The sequence below is a fragment of the Agromyces sp. NPDC055520 genome, from assembly GCF_053619715.1.
The window spans coordinates 34309-48781 of sequence record NZ_JBSHJY010000003.1 but is presented as its reverse complement, the minus strand read 5'-3'; the positions used below and the strand labels follow the sequence as shown (position 1 = coordinate 48781).

The window sequence follows — 14473 nt, the reverse complement described above, 5'->3', positions numbered from 1 at the left end:
TCACTCCTGTGTGCTGAGAATCGAGGCGAGCGCATCGAGCACGCGCTGCCAGTGGAGGTCGGTGGGCCGTGGCTCGGCGGCGAGCAGGCGATTGCTCGCGAAGGCCACGGCGATGCCGCGCCCGGGCACGAAGCCCACGGCGCAGCCAGTGAATCCGGGGTGCCAGACGAGCGGCATCCGCTCGCCCTGCACGATGAGTTCGCGGCGCCGCCAGCCGAGCGCCTGCTCGGCGTCGGGGCCGGCCGCCACGACATCCGCCGTGACCTCGGGGGTCCAGAGCTCGGGCCGCTCGTCGGCCCGGCTGAGCGCCGCAGCGACGTCGAGCACGTCGTCGATGGAGCCGAAGAGCCCCGCGTGACCGGCGACGCCGCCGAAGGCGTGGAAGCAGTTGCCGTCGTTGGCCTCGCCGTTGACGGGGCCGGTACGCCAGGCGAAGCCCGCATCGCCCCATGAGACGGGGTACGGATGCCCCGTGGCGACCATGCGCCGTTCGGCCTCGTCTCCTCGCGAACTCGTCGCCGCATCGCCTTCGACCGGCCCGTAGCCCAGCGAGCGGAGGCCGAGCGGTCTCGCCACGAGATCGCGAACCGCATCATCGAGCGGGAGTGCGGCGGCGACCTCGACGACGCGGCCGAGGTGCATGAACCCGAGGTCGGAGTAGTGGCGCTCGCTGCGCGGGGCGTACCGGAGCGGGAGCGCTTCGATCGTCGCGAAGGGATCGTCACCCGGTGGGAGGTAGAGCGGCTGCCATTCCCAGAGGCCGGCGCGATGCAGCAGGAGGTCGCGGATGCTCGTCTCGGCGTCGCCGCCGAAACTCGGCACGAACCTCGTGACGAGGTCGTCGAAGTCGAGCGCGCCCGCCGAGGCGAGGCGGTGCAGCGCGGTCGTCGTTCCGACGGCCTTGCTGACCGATGCGAGGTCGTGCAGGGTGCCACGGCGCATCGGCACGGGCGCCGGAAGCTCCGGCGCGGCGAGTCCTGCTGTCGCCACGTGCCGCGCGCCGTCGATGTCCACGCCGAGCACGCAGCCGGCGGGTGCCCCTGCGGTCGGCGCGATCATCGCCGCGGCCGCGGCCTGGAGGATCTCGGGCGCGCTCATGCCGCCACCCGCCCGGCGAGGCCGAGGATGCCGAGCCCCGGGGCATCCGACAGCACGGCACGATCGGCGGAGTACGCGAGTCCGCCGCCGACCGGGGAGGTGCGAAGCCACAGGCCCGCGTCGAGGTCGTGCACGGCATCGGGGCGGATCGCGGCGGCGAGCGACGCGGCGGAGGCGACGCCGACGGCGCTCTCCATCATGCAGCCGACGAGCACCTCGACGCCCGCCGCCCGCGCTTCGGCGGCGAGGCGGAGCGCCTCGGCGGGGCCGCCCGTCTTCGCGAGCTTGATGTTGACGAGGTCCGCCGCGCGGCGACGCACGATGCGACGGAGGTCGAGGGTCGTCCAGACCGACTCGTCGGCGAGGATCGGGGTGTCGACGGCGGCCGTCACGGCGGCGAGGCCGTCGAGGTCGCCCGCGGCCACAGGCTGCTCGACGAGTTCGAGACCGACCCCGGCGTCCTCCGCATCGCGGATGATCCGGATCGCGTCGTCGGGCGTCCACGCCTGGTTGGCGTCGACGCGCAGCGCGACCGCCGGGCCGAGTTCGGCGCGGAGTGCTGCGAGCGCCGGCACGACGGGTTCGCCCGCCGACGCCTTGACCTTGATGCAGCCGAACCCGTCGTCGATGTGGCCCCGGGCTCGCGCCACGAGATCGTCGACGGACCCCGCGGAGAGCGTCATGTCGGTCTGGACCTGGGCGGCGCGGGGTGCTGCGCCGAGAAGGTCGGCGACGCGGCATCCGGCGATCTGGGCGGCCAGGTCGGTCAGCGCGCACTCGACGGCGCTCCTCGCCGAGCTGTTGCCGACGACCGCGGTCGCGATCGCCGCGGCCCACTGCTCACGATCGGCGATCTGCACACCGAGCACCGCCTCGGCGATCGGTCCGGCGACCGCCGCCCGCACGCTCTCGGGGCTCTCCCCGGTCACGCGCCAGCTCGTGGGCGCCTCGCCCCAACCGCTGCGCCCGTCGCTGTCGACGGCCTCGACGAGCATCACGTCGATCTCGTCGGCACGACGGATCGCCGTGACGAACGGACGCACGAGCGGACTCGGCACCCGGTGCACCCGGAGTTCCGCGAGCCTCGTCATGCCGCACCCCGCCCACCACGACGGAGGCGCAGCTCGGGCTCGCCGAACTCGGCCTGCGTGCGCGCTCCCCCGTCGGGCAGCCAGCCGCGGCTCTCGTAGAACGCGATCGACGGGGCGTTCGCCGCGAAGACCCAGAGTGCGACCGACTCCGCGCCGCCGTCGCTCAGCGACTCGTACGCGGCGTCGAGCAGGCGCGTGCCGAGGCCGAGACCGCGGGCGTCGGGCGAGACGTAGAGCGAATGCACCGCACCGTCTTCGCCCTGCTGCCCGGGTGCGAAGCGGGTGACGCCCAGCACCCGGCCGTCATGCTCGGCGACGAGCACCGTGCCCTCGGTCGAGGCCAACACCCGACGCCAGAGCGACTGCGCCCGCGCATCGGTCATCGCCTCGATCGCGGCGGCCGGCAGCACGCCGACGTAGCTCTCGCGCCAGCAGGCGAGGAAGACGGCGACGATCGCGCCGTGGTCATCGCTCGTCGCGGGTCGAAGCGTCGCAGTCACGGTTCAGCGCCCCGCCTCGAGCACGAGCGAGCGCAGGGCGTCGACCGGCTTCGGCAGCACGAGCGGGCCGTCGCCGGGCGTGATGGTGCCGAGGATGCGCGGAGCGCGTGCCCCCGTGCCGCCGGGCACCGTCGACGGGACGCCGTGCATGGTGCACCAGCCGATGAGCGCGAAGGCGATGGCCTCTTTGCTGTCGGCCGGGGCGCCGAGCTCGTCGGCGAGCACGACCTCGACCTCGGGCAGTGCTGCGCGGAGCCCGCCGAGGATCAGCGGATTGCGGCATCCACCACCCGAGACCGCGAGGAAGCCGATGCCGACAGCCCGCACATCGCGGGCGACGGTCTGCACCGTGAGCTCGGTTAGCGTTCGCACGAGGTCTGCGACCTCGAGCGAGCGACCGAGGCGCGCCTCGGCAGCACGCACGTAGGCGAGGTGGAAGTGCTCCTTGCCCGTGCTCTTCGGCGCCGTCAGGGCGTAGTACGGGTCGGCGAGGAGCAGCGCGAGGAGCTCTTCGTCGACGGTGCCGCCCGATGCGATGCGCGCGTCGTCGTCGTAGCCGAGGTCGTTCAGGCCCTCGTCGACGACGACGGCGTCGACGAGCGCGTTCGCCGGACCGATGTCGTACGCGACGAGCGAGCTCTCGCCGACGACGGTCATGTTCGAGATGCCGCCGAGGTTCAGCGCTGCCGAGACGCCCGTGCGGCCGCGGAGCAGCAACTCGTCGAGGAACGAGACGAGCGGGGCGCCGTGACCGCCGGCGACGATGTCGCGGATGCGCACATCGGAGACCACCGGCACACCGAGCAGCTCGGCGATCCACGCGGGCTGGCCGATCTGGAGGGTGCCGAGCGCGTGCGCACCGTCGACCCAGTGGTACACGGTCTGGCCGTGCGAGGCGACCGCGTCGACTCCGCCCACCGCGTCGCGTGCAGCGAGCGCCGCATCGGCGAACGCCTGACCGATGAGCGTGTCGAGCTCGCAGATCTCGGCGAGCGTCGTCGGCGCCGGAGGCAGGGCGGCGATGAGCCGCTCGCGCAGGGCCGGCGCGTAGGAGGTCGTGGCGTCGTGGAGCACCCGGCCCGAGAGCGCGCCGCCCTGTTCGGTGAACTCGACGACGGCGACGTCGATGCCGTCGTGCGAGGTGCCCGAGATCATGCCGAGAACGCGCATCATGCACCTTCCATCGCGGGTCGGAGTCGGCCGCCGGCCGCCGCCAGGCGCGACTCGGCCTCGGCCTGCGACACACCGCGGGCGAGCACGAGCACGGCCGTCTTCACGTCGTAGCCGTTGCCCTCGAGCGTTGCCACCGCCTGCTCGCGCGTCACCCCGGCGATCTCGGCCACCATTCGCACCGCGCGGTCGCGGAGCTTGTGGTTGGTCGGCTTCAGGTCGACCATGAAGCTGCCGTAGGTCTTGCCCTGCTGCACCATCACGATCGTCGAGAACATGTTGAGCACGAGCTTCTGGGCCGTGCCGGCCTTCAAGCGTGTCGAGCCCGTGAGCACCTCGGGGCCGACCGCCACCTCGATGGGGAACTCCGCGGCAGCGCTCAGCGCCGTGTCGACGTTGCACGAGAGGCCGACCGTGAGGGCGCCGCGCCCGCGAGCACGCTCGATCGCCGCGATCACGTACGGCGTGCGGCCGCTCGACGCGATGCCGATCACGGTGTCGAGCGGCCCGATGTTCGCCGCGTCGATCGCGGCCGCGCCGGCATCGGCGTCGTCTTCGGCACCCTCGGTCGGGGTGACGATCGCCGAGGCCCCGCCCGCCATGATGGCGAAGACGAGCTCGGGCGGCGTGCTGAACGTCGGCGGGCACTCCGAGGCGTCGACCACGGCGATGCGGCCGGGCGTGCCGGCGCCGACGTAGACGAGGCGCCCGCCACGCGACATCCGCTCGCTCGCCGCCGCGATCGCCGGAACGATCTGCGGCAGTGCGCGATTGACGGCGCCGGGAACCGTGGCGTCCGCTTCGTTCATGGCGGCGGCGATCTCAGCGACGCTCATGCGGTCGAGCTCCGCGTAGCGCGGGTTGCTCGCCTCGGTGGCGAGGTTCGACAGGTCGTCGTCGAGCGTCATTTCTTTCCTCTGTTTCTGGGGTCGAGTGCGTCGCGCAGGCCGTCTCCGAGCAGGTTCAGTCCGACGACGAGGAGGACGACGACCGCGCCGGGCGCGATCATGGTCCACGGTGCGATGCCGATGAGCGTGCGCGCCTCGAAGATCATGGAGCCGAGCGACGGGGCCGGCGGAGGGGTGCCGAGGCCGAGGAAGCTGAGCGAGGCCTCGGTGAGCACTGCCCACGAGAGCGACAGCGTGACCTGCACGATGATGATCGAGGTGATGTTGGGCAGCACGTGCCGGAACATCACCATCGAGCGGCTCTGCCCCGTGCTCGTCGCCGCCTTCACGTACTCGATCTCGCGGAGCGAGAGCACCGGCCCGCGCGTCACGCGGATGAAGATCGGCACGTACACGATCGCGATGGCCACGGCGATCGTGAACCAGTTGCGGTCGAACACCGAGGCGAGAGCGAGCGCGAGCAGCAGCGGCGGGAACGCGAACAGCACGTTCGTCACACCCGAGATCACTCCGTCGGAGACGCCGCGGTAGAACCCCGCGACGAGACCGCAGAACGTGCCGACGAGCGCGGCGAATGCCACCGCGACGAGCGAGATGAGCGCCGAGTTGGCCACGCCCGCGGCGACGCGGGAGAACACGTCACGGCCGAACTGGTCGGTGCCGAACCAGTGTTCCGCCGACGGCGGCTGCAGGCGGGCGGGCGGGTCCTGCACGATCGGGTCGTAGGGCAGCAGGCCGAACGCCGAGAGCAGACTGAGCACGCCCAGCGCGATGACGATGATGAGGCCGACGAGGCCGCTCCGGCTGCGGAGGAGCAGACGCACGCGCTCCATGGTGCGCCCGCCGCCGGGAGCGAGGGTCGCGGTCTGGGTGATGTCGGTCATGCGGCACGCACCCTCGGGTCGATCATGCGGTAGAGCACATCGGTGAGCAGGTTCACGATCACGAACGAGAGCGCGATGATCAGCACCGTGCTCTGCACGAGCGCGTACTCCTTCTGCTGGATGCCGAGCAGCACCTGACGGCCGATGCCCGGCAGCGAGAAGATCTGCTCGACCACCACGGCGCCGCCGAGCAGGTAGCCGAACTGCAGGCCGGTCATCGTGACGATCGGCACGAGCGCGTTGCCGAGCACGTGCTTCGCCTGAAGCCGGCGGGGCGGCACACCCTTGGCCCTCGCCGTGCGGATGAAGTCGTTCGAGCGGATCTCGAGCACGGCGGTGCGGGTCGTGCGCATGATCGGGGCGGCGATGCCGAAGCCGAGCACGATCGACGGCAGCAGCATCTGCTGCAGGTTCAGCCACGGGTCGTCGAGGAAGTAGGCGTAGCCCTGACCGTTCGGGTTGAACCCGAAGCTGGACGCGAGCACTGCGAGCAGCGTCGTCGCGAGCAGGAAAGCGGGGATCGAGAGGCCGGCGAGGCCGACGACCTGCCCGAAGGCGTCGCGGGGCGAGTCGGGCTTCGAGGCCGACAGCATGCCGAGCGGGATGCCGATGAGCAGCGCGAGCACGATCGAGAAGATCGCGAGCTCGATGGTGACCGGCAGCGACTGCGCCGTCAGTTCGAGCACGCTCTGCTGCGCCCGGGCCGAGAAGCCGAGGTTGCCGGTGAAGATGTTGCCGAGCCAGCTGAAGAACTGCACGATGAGCGGCTGGTCGAGGCCGTAGTACGCCTCGAGCTGTTGCTGCTGAGCGGGCGTGAGGGCGGCGGCCTCTGTGCCGAGGCCGGCCGTGATCTGGTTGCCGGGGATCGCCCGCAACATGATGAAGACGAACACCGCAACGCCGAGCAGCGTCGCCAGTGCGGCGAGGATGCGCCGGAGCACCGGGTTCCTGAAGAGTCGTCGAAGCATGGTCTTCCGTGGGTTGAGCGGAGTCGAACCGAACGGCGCGGCGCATGTGTGAGGCGCCGCGCCGTTCGGGGTCTTAGTTGACCGTCGTGGTGCGGAGGTACTGCAGCGACCCGTTGGCCATGGGCGTGAAGCCCTGCACCTCCGACGCGGCTGCGGTGTAGGAGTAGCTCGTGAAGAGCCAGATCCACGCGGCGTTGTCTTCGAGGTTCTCCGAGATCTGCGCGTAGATGTCCTTGCGCTCATCGGCGTCGGAGCTCTGCTTGCCCTCGGCGAACAGCGCGTCGAGCTCGGGCGAGCTGTAGCCGGCGACCTGGTTCAGGTTGCCCGTGCTCGTGAAGTAGCGGCCGTACATGCCGTCGGGGTCGGGGCGTCCGCCGTTGAGGGCGACGGCCGCATCGAAGTCGGCGGCGATCCAGCGGTCGACGAAGGCACCCGACTCGAGCACCTCGAGCTCGAGCGTGATGTTCGCCTCGGCGAGCTGGGCCTTGAGGTTCTGCGCCTCGTTGACGCTCGTCGCGTACTCGCCCTGCGAGACGATCGTCTTGATCGTGACGCCGTCGGACTTGCCGGCCTTGTCGAGGTACTTCGCGGCCTGGTCGAGGTCGCGCTCGGGGCAGGGGCGGGCGTCGGGGTCCGAGCGGTAGGCCGGCGACGTGATCGGGCCGGTCACCTCGCCCTCGCCGAGGGCTGCGGTGTCGAGCACCTCCTGGCGGTCGACGGCGCATTGGATCGCGAGACGCACGTTGACGTCGGCGAGGTCGCCGCGGCGCGCGTTCAGCTGCAGCGCGTGGTAGCTGAGCTGCGGAGTCTTCTCCACGCTGACCGTGCCGCTCTCGGCGGTCTGCGCGACGAGCGGGTCGTCGAACACGGCGAGCTGCACGTTGCCCGACTGCATCGCCGACACGATCGAGGACTCGTCGGGGATGACGCGGAACTCGACCGTGTCGAGCTCGGCGACATCGCCCCAGTACGCGTCGTTCTTGGCGAGCGTCAGCGACTGGCTGGCCTTGCGGTCTTCGAGCACGAACGGCCCGGTGCCGTTCGGCGTGGTGTTCAGCTCGGCCTCGGTGTCGTCCGACGAGAGCATCGCCATGTTGATGACGGCGAGGTTCGCCGGCAGAGCGGCGTCGGGCGCGCTCAGCGTGAGCACGACGGTCTGCTCGTCGGGCGCCTCGACGGACGCGACGGAGGCGAGCGAGGTGCGGGCGACGGCCGCGGTGGCCTCGGCCTGGATGGCCTCGAGCGAGAACTTCACGTCTTCGGAGTCGAAGGCGGAGCCGTCGGCGAAGGTGACGCCCTCGCGGAGCTTGAAGGTCACGGTGAGGCCGTCTTCCGACGCCTCCCACGACTCGGCGAGCCCGGGCACGACGTTCAGGTCGGCGTCGAACTCGGTGAGCGTGCCGTACAGGTTCTGCAGCACGTTGACGGCCTGGAACTGCGTGGCCTTCCAGGGGAAGAGCGTGTCGGGGTCGCTCGTGACGCCGACGACGAGCGTGCCGCCGGCGGCGGCCTCGTCGGTGGGCGTCGGCTTCGCCGAGCTGCAGCCGGTGATCGTCAGTGCGACGGCCGCTGCCAGGCCGACCGCTGCGAGGGCGCCGCGTGCACCGCGGTTGCCTCCGTTCATGGGGGAACTCCTCAGGGCTAGGGTGCTGCCTCGTCCGGGTGGTACTGCGCTGTGTGCGCCGGCTCGAAGAGCATCGATGATCTCAGTAGGTCACAAAAGTACATCACATCAGCTAGGCATGTAACAAAATTTCTTCTAGTGTTGTCAGCACCGCCCCCCGTTGGGGCATCGAGTGTCATCGACGAGGAGAGCTGATGCCCACGCACGAGCCCCGAGCCGACGAGCACGGCCAGCGCCCCGTGCTCGTGCGCATCCGGGCGATCATGCCCGAGCTGCGACCGAGCGAGCAGCGCATCGCGTCGCTCTTCGTGTCGCAGCCGGCCTTGATCGCCGAACTCTCGATCGCCGAGCTCGCGGCGCGCTGCGACACCTCGACCACCTCGGTCGTGCGCTTCTGCAAGCGCATGGGCTACGAGCACCTCAAAGACCTCCGCATGGACGTGCTCCGCGACGTCGCGCGCGAGACGTTCGAGACGGCGGGCCTGCCCGAGATCTCGGGTGACATCGATCGCGACGACACCCTCGACGACATCGTGGCCAAGGTCTCGATGGCCGAGACGCTCTCGATCGCCGACACGGCCAAGGCACTCGACACCGAGGCCCTGCGCGCCGCCGTCGACGCCGTGGGCGCGTCGCCGCGCATCGACATCTTCGGCGTCGGCGCGAGCTCGTTCGTCGGCCTCGACCTGCAGCAGAAGCTCACCCGCATCGGCCGCACCGCGCTCAACTGGTCCGACCCGCACGCCGCGTGGACTTCGGCGGCGACGCTTCGGCCCGATGCCGTCGCGATCGCCGTGTCGCACAGCGGCGGCACGGTCGACACCCTCGAGTTCCTCGCGATCGCCCGCGCCTCGGGTGCCACGACGATCGCGATCACCAACCACGACCAGTCGCCCCTCGCCGAGCACGCCGACATCGTGCTGACGACCGCCGCCCGCGAGACCGGGTTCCGCTCGGGCGCGCTCGGCAGCCGCATCGCACAGCTCATGGTCGTCGACTGCGTCTTCATCGGCGTCGCTCAGGCGAGCTACGACCAGTCGATGGAGGCGATCCGCAACACCTATGCGGCGGTGCACCACCTCCGCGCGCGCCGCCCGTGACCCCGGCGATCCGGGGGCTCTACGCCGCGTTCGCCGGCCTGGGTGCGACCGCGGCTGCCATCCCCGCCGTGCTCCCGTCGGTCGAGCAGAGCGTCGGGGCATCCGTCGTCTCCGCCATCCCGGCCCTCTTCGGCGGCCTGCTCGCCGGCGTGCTCGCGTCGGGTCTCGTGCTGCGCCACGTGCGGGCGCTGCATCTGGCGGCGATCGGATGTCTCGTGCAGGCCGCCGCACTCGGCGGCGGCGCCCTCGCGGGCACCGCACCGACGTTCATCGCCTTCGCCGCCCTCGCCGGCCTCGGGTTCGGGCTCACGGAGGCATCGGCGAGCGTCGCGTCGAAGGCCGCCTCGACCTCGTCGACGGCCACCATGCTCACCGCGCTCACCGCGACGGTCGCGGTCACCGCGGCCCTCACGCCGCTCCTCGTCGCCCTGGCCGCCGGCATCGATCGGCCCTCGCTCGTGCTTGTCGTGGTCGCCGTCGCGCAGGCCGCTGCGGCTCTCGCGCTGTTCGCCGGAGCTCGTGGCACCGTCGCGCCGGTGCGCGGTGAGCGGGGGCGCAGCCGCGGCCTTCGTCGTGCGAGCGTGCTGGCGCTCCTGCCCCTCGCGATCGCGCTCCCCCTCTACGTCGGCGTCGAGACCGTGTTCGCCGGGTGGTCGGCCGTGATCCCTGCCGAACTGCTGCGGGTCGACCCTGCAGCGGCGGCGATCGGCACCTCGCTGTTCTGGGGACTCATGGCCGTCGGCCGGTTCATCTCCTCGGCCATGCTGCGCGGCGGCGTCTCGACCCGGCGGGCCCTGCTCGGCGGCATGCTCACCGCAGCGGTGGTGCTCGGCATCGCCGCCGTGGTCACGCCGACGGCCCCGGCCTTCGGACTCGTCGCGATCGGCGTCGCCGTCGTCGCCCTCGCCCCGACCTACGCGCTCACGGTGGGCCTCGCACTCGACCGCCTCGACGACGACGAAGCCGCACGGGCCACGGGAGTGCTCGTCGCCTGCGGCGCCGCCGGCGGCAGCTTCGTGCCCGCCGCGATCCTGTTCTTCACCGAAGATCCCACCGCCCCCGCGACCTTCGTCGCGACCGCCGTCATCTGCCTCGTGGTCGCCGCCCTCTCGGCGATCCGCGTGCGCACCGCACGCCCAGCAGTCACAGGAAGCCGCACCGCATGACCGTGTCAGCCACCGCCCATCGCTCCGCCGTCGACCCGGGCGACGCCCGGCTCGCCGCCGATCTCGAGCGAGTGCTCGGTTCCACCGCCCCGAGTTCCGGTTCGACGGCATCGGATGTCTCGGTGACCGAGTTCGACCGCATCGTCGCGGGCGTCGACGCCTCGCACGTGCTGCTGACGCCCTCCGCGGTGGTCACGCCGCGGAGTCTCGAGCAGGTCTCGGCGGTTCTCCGCTTCGCGGCCGAGACCGGACTCGGCGTCACCGTGCGCTCGGGCGGCACGAGCCTGTCGGGCCAGGCCTCGACCAAGGGGATCCTCCTCGACACGCGCACCGCGTTCCGCCGCATCCAGCCCGAGGCCGGCGGCGACCGCGTCCGCGTGCAGCCCGGCGCGACGGTGCGGCAGGTCAACGCCCGACTCGTCCGACACGGCCGGAAGCTCGGACCAGATCCGGCCAGCGAGATCGCCGCGACGATCGGCGGCGTGATCGCGAACAACTCGAGCGGCATGGCCTGCGGCACGCACCACAACAGCTACCGCACGCTCGCCTCGCTCACCTTCGCACTGCCGAGCGGCACGATCGTCGACACCTCGCTGCCCGATGCCGACCGGCGGCTCGCCGCCGCCGAACCCGAGCTGCATGCGGGCATCGCCCGGCTCCGCGATCTCGTGCGCGGCCGGCCCGACCTCCGCACCGAGATCGAGCGGCAGTACCGCGGCAAGAACACGATGGGCTACGGCCTGAACTCCTTCCTCGACTTCACCGAGCCGGTCGAGATCCTCGCGCACCTCATGGTCGGCAGCGAGGGCACGCTCGGCTTCGTCGCCGAGGCGGTCTTCGACACCGTGCCGATCGCGTCGAGCATCGCGACGGCGCTCGTCGTCTTCCCGACGCTCGACGCGGCCACCGGCATCCTCCCGGTGCTCGTCGAGACGGGCGCCGCCACCCTCGAGCTGATGGATGCCGCGTCGCTGCGCGTGATCCAGGCCGACCCCGCGGCATCCGGCATCATCGACGACCTGGCGATCGACGGGCACGCGGCCCTGCTCGTGGAGTACCACGGCCGCGACGACGACGACCTCGCCGCGCAGCTCGCCCTCGCCGGGGCCGCCCTCGCCGCCGCCGGCGCACCCGCACTCGACGTCACGCGCGATGCGAAGGAGCGCGCCCTCCTCTGGCACTTCCGCAAGGGCCTCTACGCGGCGATCGCCGGTGCGCGGCGGCCGGGCACCACCGCGCTGCTCGAGGACATCGCCGTGCCCGTCGAGCAGCTGGCCGCGACCTGCGCGGCGCTCCAGACCCTCTTCGATCGCCACGGCTACGCCGACGCGGTCATCTTCGGGCACGCGAAGGACGGCAACATCCACTTCCTCCTCACCGAGGACTTCACCGCGGCCGACGCGATCCTCCGGCAGGAGCGCTTCACCGAGGAGCTCGTCGCCCTCGTTCTGGGCGCCGGCGGAACCCTGAAGGCCGAGCACGGCACGGGCCGCATCATGGCGCCGTTCGTCGAGCGCCAGTTCGGCGCCGAGCTCTACGCCGTCATGCGCGAGGTCAAGGCACTGTGCGACCCCGCCGGCGTGCTGAACCCCGGCGTGCTGCTCACCGACTCGCCGACCGCCCACCTCGAGCACCTGAAGCTGACGCCTGAGGTCGAGCCAGAGGTCGACCGCTGCGTCGAGTGCGGCTACTGCGAGCCGGTCTGCCCGAGCAAGGACGTCACGATCACCCCGCGTCAGCGCATCGCGGTGCGCCGGGCGCGAGCCGCGGCCCGGGCGTCGGGCGACGCCGCGCTCGACGCCCGCCTCGCCGCCGCCGAGGAGTACGCCTCGGTCGAGACGTGCGCCGCCGACGGCATGTGCCAGACCGCGTGCCCCGTGATGATCAACACCGGCGACCTCGTGCGGCGTCTGCGCGAGCAGGAGGCGAACGCGCCCACCCGCGCGATCGCGGCGGGTCTCGCGAAGACCTGGGGCCCCGTGACGCGGGGTGCCGCACTCGCGCTCACGGCCGCGAAGGCAGTGCCGCCGATCGCCACCGCGGCGAGCGCGGCGGGACGTGCGGTGCTCGGCGCCGACGTCGTGCCGCAGTGGACGACCGACCTGCCGCGCGGCGGGGCCAAGCGCGCCCACGCCTCGGCGGCCACCGGCGACGTGGTCTTCTTCTCGGCCTGCGTCGGCTCGATGTTCGGCCCCGAGGGCGACGGCATCGGCGCGGCATCCGCGTTCCGCCTGCTCTGCGAGCGCGCCGGGGTCGGACTCGTCACGCCCGACGGCATCGACGGGCTGTGCTGCGGCACGCCGTGGAAGTCGAAGGGCCTCGCGGCCGGCTACGCCACCGCGATCGAGAAGACGGTGCGCGCCCTGCTCGCCGCCTCCGACGGCGGGCGCCTGCCGATCGTCTGCGACAACTCCTCGTGCACCGAGGGCCTCGTGCACGCGCTCGAGAACGTGGGCGAACTCGATGGCGCTCCCGTCTCGCTCCGCATCGTCGACGCGGTCGACTTCGCGGCCGAGCGACTGCTGCCCGGCCTCGACGTCGGCGAGCGCCTCGACTCGCTCGCGCTGCATCCGACCTGCTCGAGCACGAGGCTCGGCTCGAACGACCACCTGCAGCAGCTCGCGAGCGCGGTGGCCGTCGACGCGGTGGTTCCGGATGCCTGGGGATGCTGCGCCTTCGCCGGCGACCGCGGCATGCTGCATCCCGAGCTGACGGCGTCGGCAACCGCGGCCGAGGCGGCGGAGCTCGCCGAACGCGACTTCGACGCGCACGCCTCGTGCAACCGCACGTGCGAGATCGGCATGACGCGCGCGACGGGCGAGCCGTACGTGCACATCCTCGAGCTGCTCGAACGCGCGACCCGCTGAGACCGAGGCCGCACCCGCTGCGTCATCCGACGCGGAGCACCACGCTCCCCCGCTTGCGACCGGTGTCGACGTAGCGGTGCGCCTCGACGATCTCGTCGAAGTCGAAGATGCGGTCGATGACGGGCCGCAGCGTGCCCGACTCGGCGAGGGCCGTGAGCCGCTCCAGGCCTTCGTGCCCCATGCGCCCGCCGCGGTGGTCGACCGTGAGGCCGCTCCGGCGCGCCTGCATGCCGGAGGCCAGCATGCCCCACAGGTCGGCGATGACGAGCAGCAGTGCGCCGCCCGGGCGGAGCAGGTGGGCGACGCGGCCGAACGGTGCGTTGCCGACGCACTCGACGATCACGTCGAAGCGCGCGTCGTCGTCGGCAGAGGCGCCGGGCCCGGAGCGCGCCGCGAAGTCCTCGCGCGTGTAGTCGACGACCTCGCTCGCACCGAGCGAGCGCACGAGCTCGGCGTTCCGCCCGCTCGTCACGGCGGTGACGTGGGCGCCCCGTGCCGCAGCGAGCTGCACGACCGCCGAGCCCACCGCGCCCGAGGCGCCGTTCACGAGCACTCGGGTGCCGGGCTCGATCGTGACCACATCCAGGTAGCGCAGCGCGGTGTGCCCGCCGAAGACGATGGCGGCGGCCTCGTCGAACGAGAGGTTCGCGGGCTTCGGCGCGATCTCGCCGTCGGCGTCGACGATGACGAGTTCCGCGTGGCAGCCCATGCGCGAACCGCGCATCACGGTGACCTCGTCGCCGGGAGCGAACCGCGTGACGCCGGCGCCAACGCGCTCGACGACGCCTGACGCCTCCATGCCGAGCACCGGCTTCTTCGGGCGGAGGAACCCGATCACCGGCCCGACGGCCAGCCCGAGACCCCGGGGCACGCTGCGGCTCCGGATCCGGTGGTCGGCGACGCTCACGGTCGAGGCGCGCACGCGAACGAGGAGTTCGCCGGGCCCTGGTTCGGGCTTCGGCATGTCGGCGACGTGCACCACCTCGGGCGCCCCGAAGCGTGCGGCCACCGCGGCGCGCATCGTGGATCGGATGATGGCGGATGTCGCCGGCAGACGTGATTCGGTGGACATAGTAGCTCCCTTACGTTGTAAGACT

The 14473-nt window shown here is 71.9% G+C and carries 12 protein-coding genes; 3 read left to right on the top strand and 9 right to left on the bottom strand.

Features of this window, described 5'->3' with window-relative positions; translation table 11 throughout:
• The 8 genes from ACWGST_RS02775 to ACWGST_RS02740 all read right to left on the bottom strand — a co-directional run bounded on the left by ACWGST_RS02775 (nt 1) and on the right by ACWGST_RS02740 (nt 8243).
• Nucleotides 1-1098, bottom strand: a complete 1098-nt coding sequence (locus tag ACWGST_RS02775; protein WP_452045114.1) for a serine hydrolase domain-containing protein — start codon at nt 1096-1098, stop codon at nt 1-3.
• Nucleotides 1095-2189: a mandelate racemase/muconate lactonizing enzyme family protein gene (locus ACWGST_RS02770; protein ID WP_452045113.1), complete on the bottom strand. Its 1095-nt coding sequence runs from the start codon at nt 2187-2189 to the stop codon at nt 1095-1097. Before ACWGST_RS02770 ends, ACWGST_RS02775 begins: the two co-directional genes overlap by 4 nt.
• The gene (locus ACWGST_RS02765) at nt 2186-2689 is read right to left on the bottom strand and encodes an N-acetyltransferase family protein (protein ID WP_452045112.1); all 504 of its coding nucleotides are present in this window, start codon (nt 2687-2689) and stop codon (nt 2186-2188) included. The genes ACWGST_RS02770 and ACWGST_RS02765 overlap by 4 nt, the downstream gene beginning before the upstream one ends.
• Nucleotides 2690-2692: 3 nt before the next feature.
• Nucleotides 2693-3862: an anhydro-N-acetylmuramic acid kinase gene (locus ACWGST_RS02760; protein WP_452045111.1), complete on the bottom strand. Its 1170-nt coding sequence runs from the start codon at nt 3860-3862 to the stop codon at nt 2693-2695.
• Nucleotides 3859-4767, bottom strand: coding sequence for an N-acetylmuramic acid 6-phosphate etherase (murQ, locus tag ACWGST_RS02755; RefSeq protein ID WP_452045110.1), 909 nt, complete (start codon nt 4765-4767; stop codon nt 3859-3861). Before murQ ends, ACWGST_RS02760 begins: the two co-directional genes overlap by 4 nt.
• Nucleotides 4764-5651, bottom strand: a complete 888-nt coding sequence (locus ACWGST_RS02750) for an ABC transporter permease (RefSeq protein ID WP_452045109.1) — start codon at nt 5649-5651, stop codon at nt 4764-4766. Before ACWGST_RS02750 ends, murQ begins: the two co-directional genes overlap by 4 nt.
• Nucleotides 5648-6592 (bottom strand): ABC transporter permease, encoded by a 945-nt coding sequence (locus ACWGST_RS02745; protein WP_452045108.1) that lies wholly within the window; start codon nt 6590-6592, stop codon nt 5648-5650. The genes ACWGST_RS02750 and ACWGST_RS02745 overlap by 4 nt, the downstream gene beginning before the upstream one ends.
• Nucleotides 6593-6692: 100 nt before the next feature.
• Complete coding sequence (locus ACWGST_RS02740; RefSeq protein ID WP_452045107.1) at nt 6693-8243, bottom strand: ABC transporter substrate-binding protein; 1551 nt, start codon at nt 8241-8243, stop codon at nt 6693-6695.
• Nucleotides 8244-8437: 194 nt separating this feature from the next.
• Here ACWGST_RS02740 and ACWGST_RS02735 point away from each other — a divergent pair, with 194 nt between their 5' ends.
• The 3 genes from ACWGST_RS02735 to ACWGST_RS02725 are packed head-to-tail and all read left to right on the top strand — an operon-like array spanning nt 8438 to nt 13376.
• The gene (locus ACWGST_RS02735; protein ID WP_452045106.1) at nt 8438-9343 is read left to right on the top strand and encodes a MurR/RpiR family transcriptional regulator; all 906 of its coding nucleotides are present in this window, start codon (nt 8438-8440) and stop codon (nt 9341-9343) included.
• Complete coding sequence (locus ACWGST_RS02730) at nt 9340-10509, top strand: MFS transporter (RefSeq protein ID WP_452045105.1); 1170 nt, start codon at nt 9340-9342, stop codon at nt 10507-10509. Before ACWGST_RS02735 ends, ACWGST_RS02730 begins: the two co-directional genes overlap by 4 nt.
• Nucleotides 10506-13376 (top strand): FAD-binding and (Fe-S)-binding domain-containing protein, encoded by a 2871-nt coding sequence (locus ACWGST_RS02725; RefSeq protein WP_452045104.1) that lies wholly within the window; start codon nt 10506-10508, stop codon nt 13374-13376. The genes ACWGST_RS02730 and ACWGST_RS02725 overlap by 4 nt, the downstream gene beginning before the upstream one ends.
• Before the next feature lie 22 nt (nt 13377-13398).
• Here the strand turns inward: ACWGST_RS02725 and ACWGST_RS02720 are convergent, their stop codons facing one another.
• Entirely contained in the window at nt 13399-14448 is a 1050-nt protein-coding gene (locus ACWGST_RS02720; protein ID WP_452045103.1) for an NAD(P)-dependent alcohol dehydrogenase, read from the bottom strand.
• Nucleotides 14449-14473: the final 25 nt, after the last annotated feature.

Bases quoted from the DNA above. Each gene is read 5' to 3' on its own strand.
- ACWGST_RS02775 (WP_452045114.1), bottom strand. From the start codon at position 1,098: ATGAGCGCGCCCGAGATCCTCCAGGCCGCGGCCGCGGCGATGATCGCG.
- ACWGST_RS02770 (WP_452045113.1), bottom strand. From the start codon at position 2,189: ATGACGAGGCTCGCGGAACTCCGGGTGCACCGGGTGCCGAGTCCGCTC.
- ACWGST_RS02760 (WP_452045111.1), bottom strand. From the start codon at position 3,862: ATGATGCGCGTTCTCGGCATGATCTCGGGCACCTCGCACGACGGCATC.
- murQ (WP_452045110.1), bottom strand. From the start codon at position 4,767: ATGACGCTCGACGACGACCTGTCGAACCTCGCCACCGAGGCGAGCAAC.
- ACWGST_RS02750 (WP_452045109.1), bottom strand. From the start codon at position 5,651: ATGACCGACATCACCCAGACCGCGACCCTCGCTCCCGGCGGCGGGCGC.
- ACWGST_RS02740 (WP_452045107.1), bottom strand. From the start codon at position 8,243: ATGAACGGAGGCAACCGCGGTGCACGCGGCGCCCTCGCAGCGGTCGGC.
- ACWGST_RS02735 (WP_452045106.1), top strand. From the start codon at position 8,438: ATGCCCACGCACGAGCCCCGAGCCGACGAGCACGGCCAGCGCCCCGTG.
- ACWGST_RS02725 (WP_452045104.1), top strand. From the start codon at position 10,506: ATGACCGTGTCAGCCACCGCCCATCGCTCCGCCGTCGACCCGGGCGAC.
- ACWGST_RS02720 (WP_452045103.1), bottom strand. From the start codon at position 14,448: ATGTCCACCGAATCACGTCTGCCGGCGACATCCGCCATCATCCGATCC.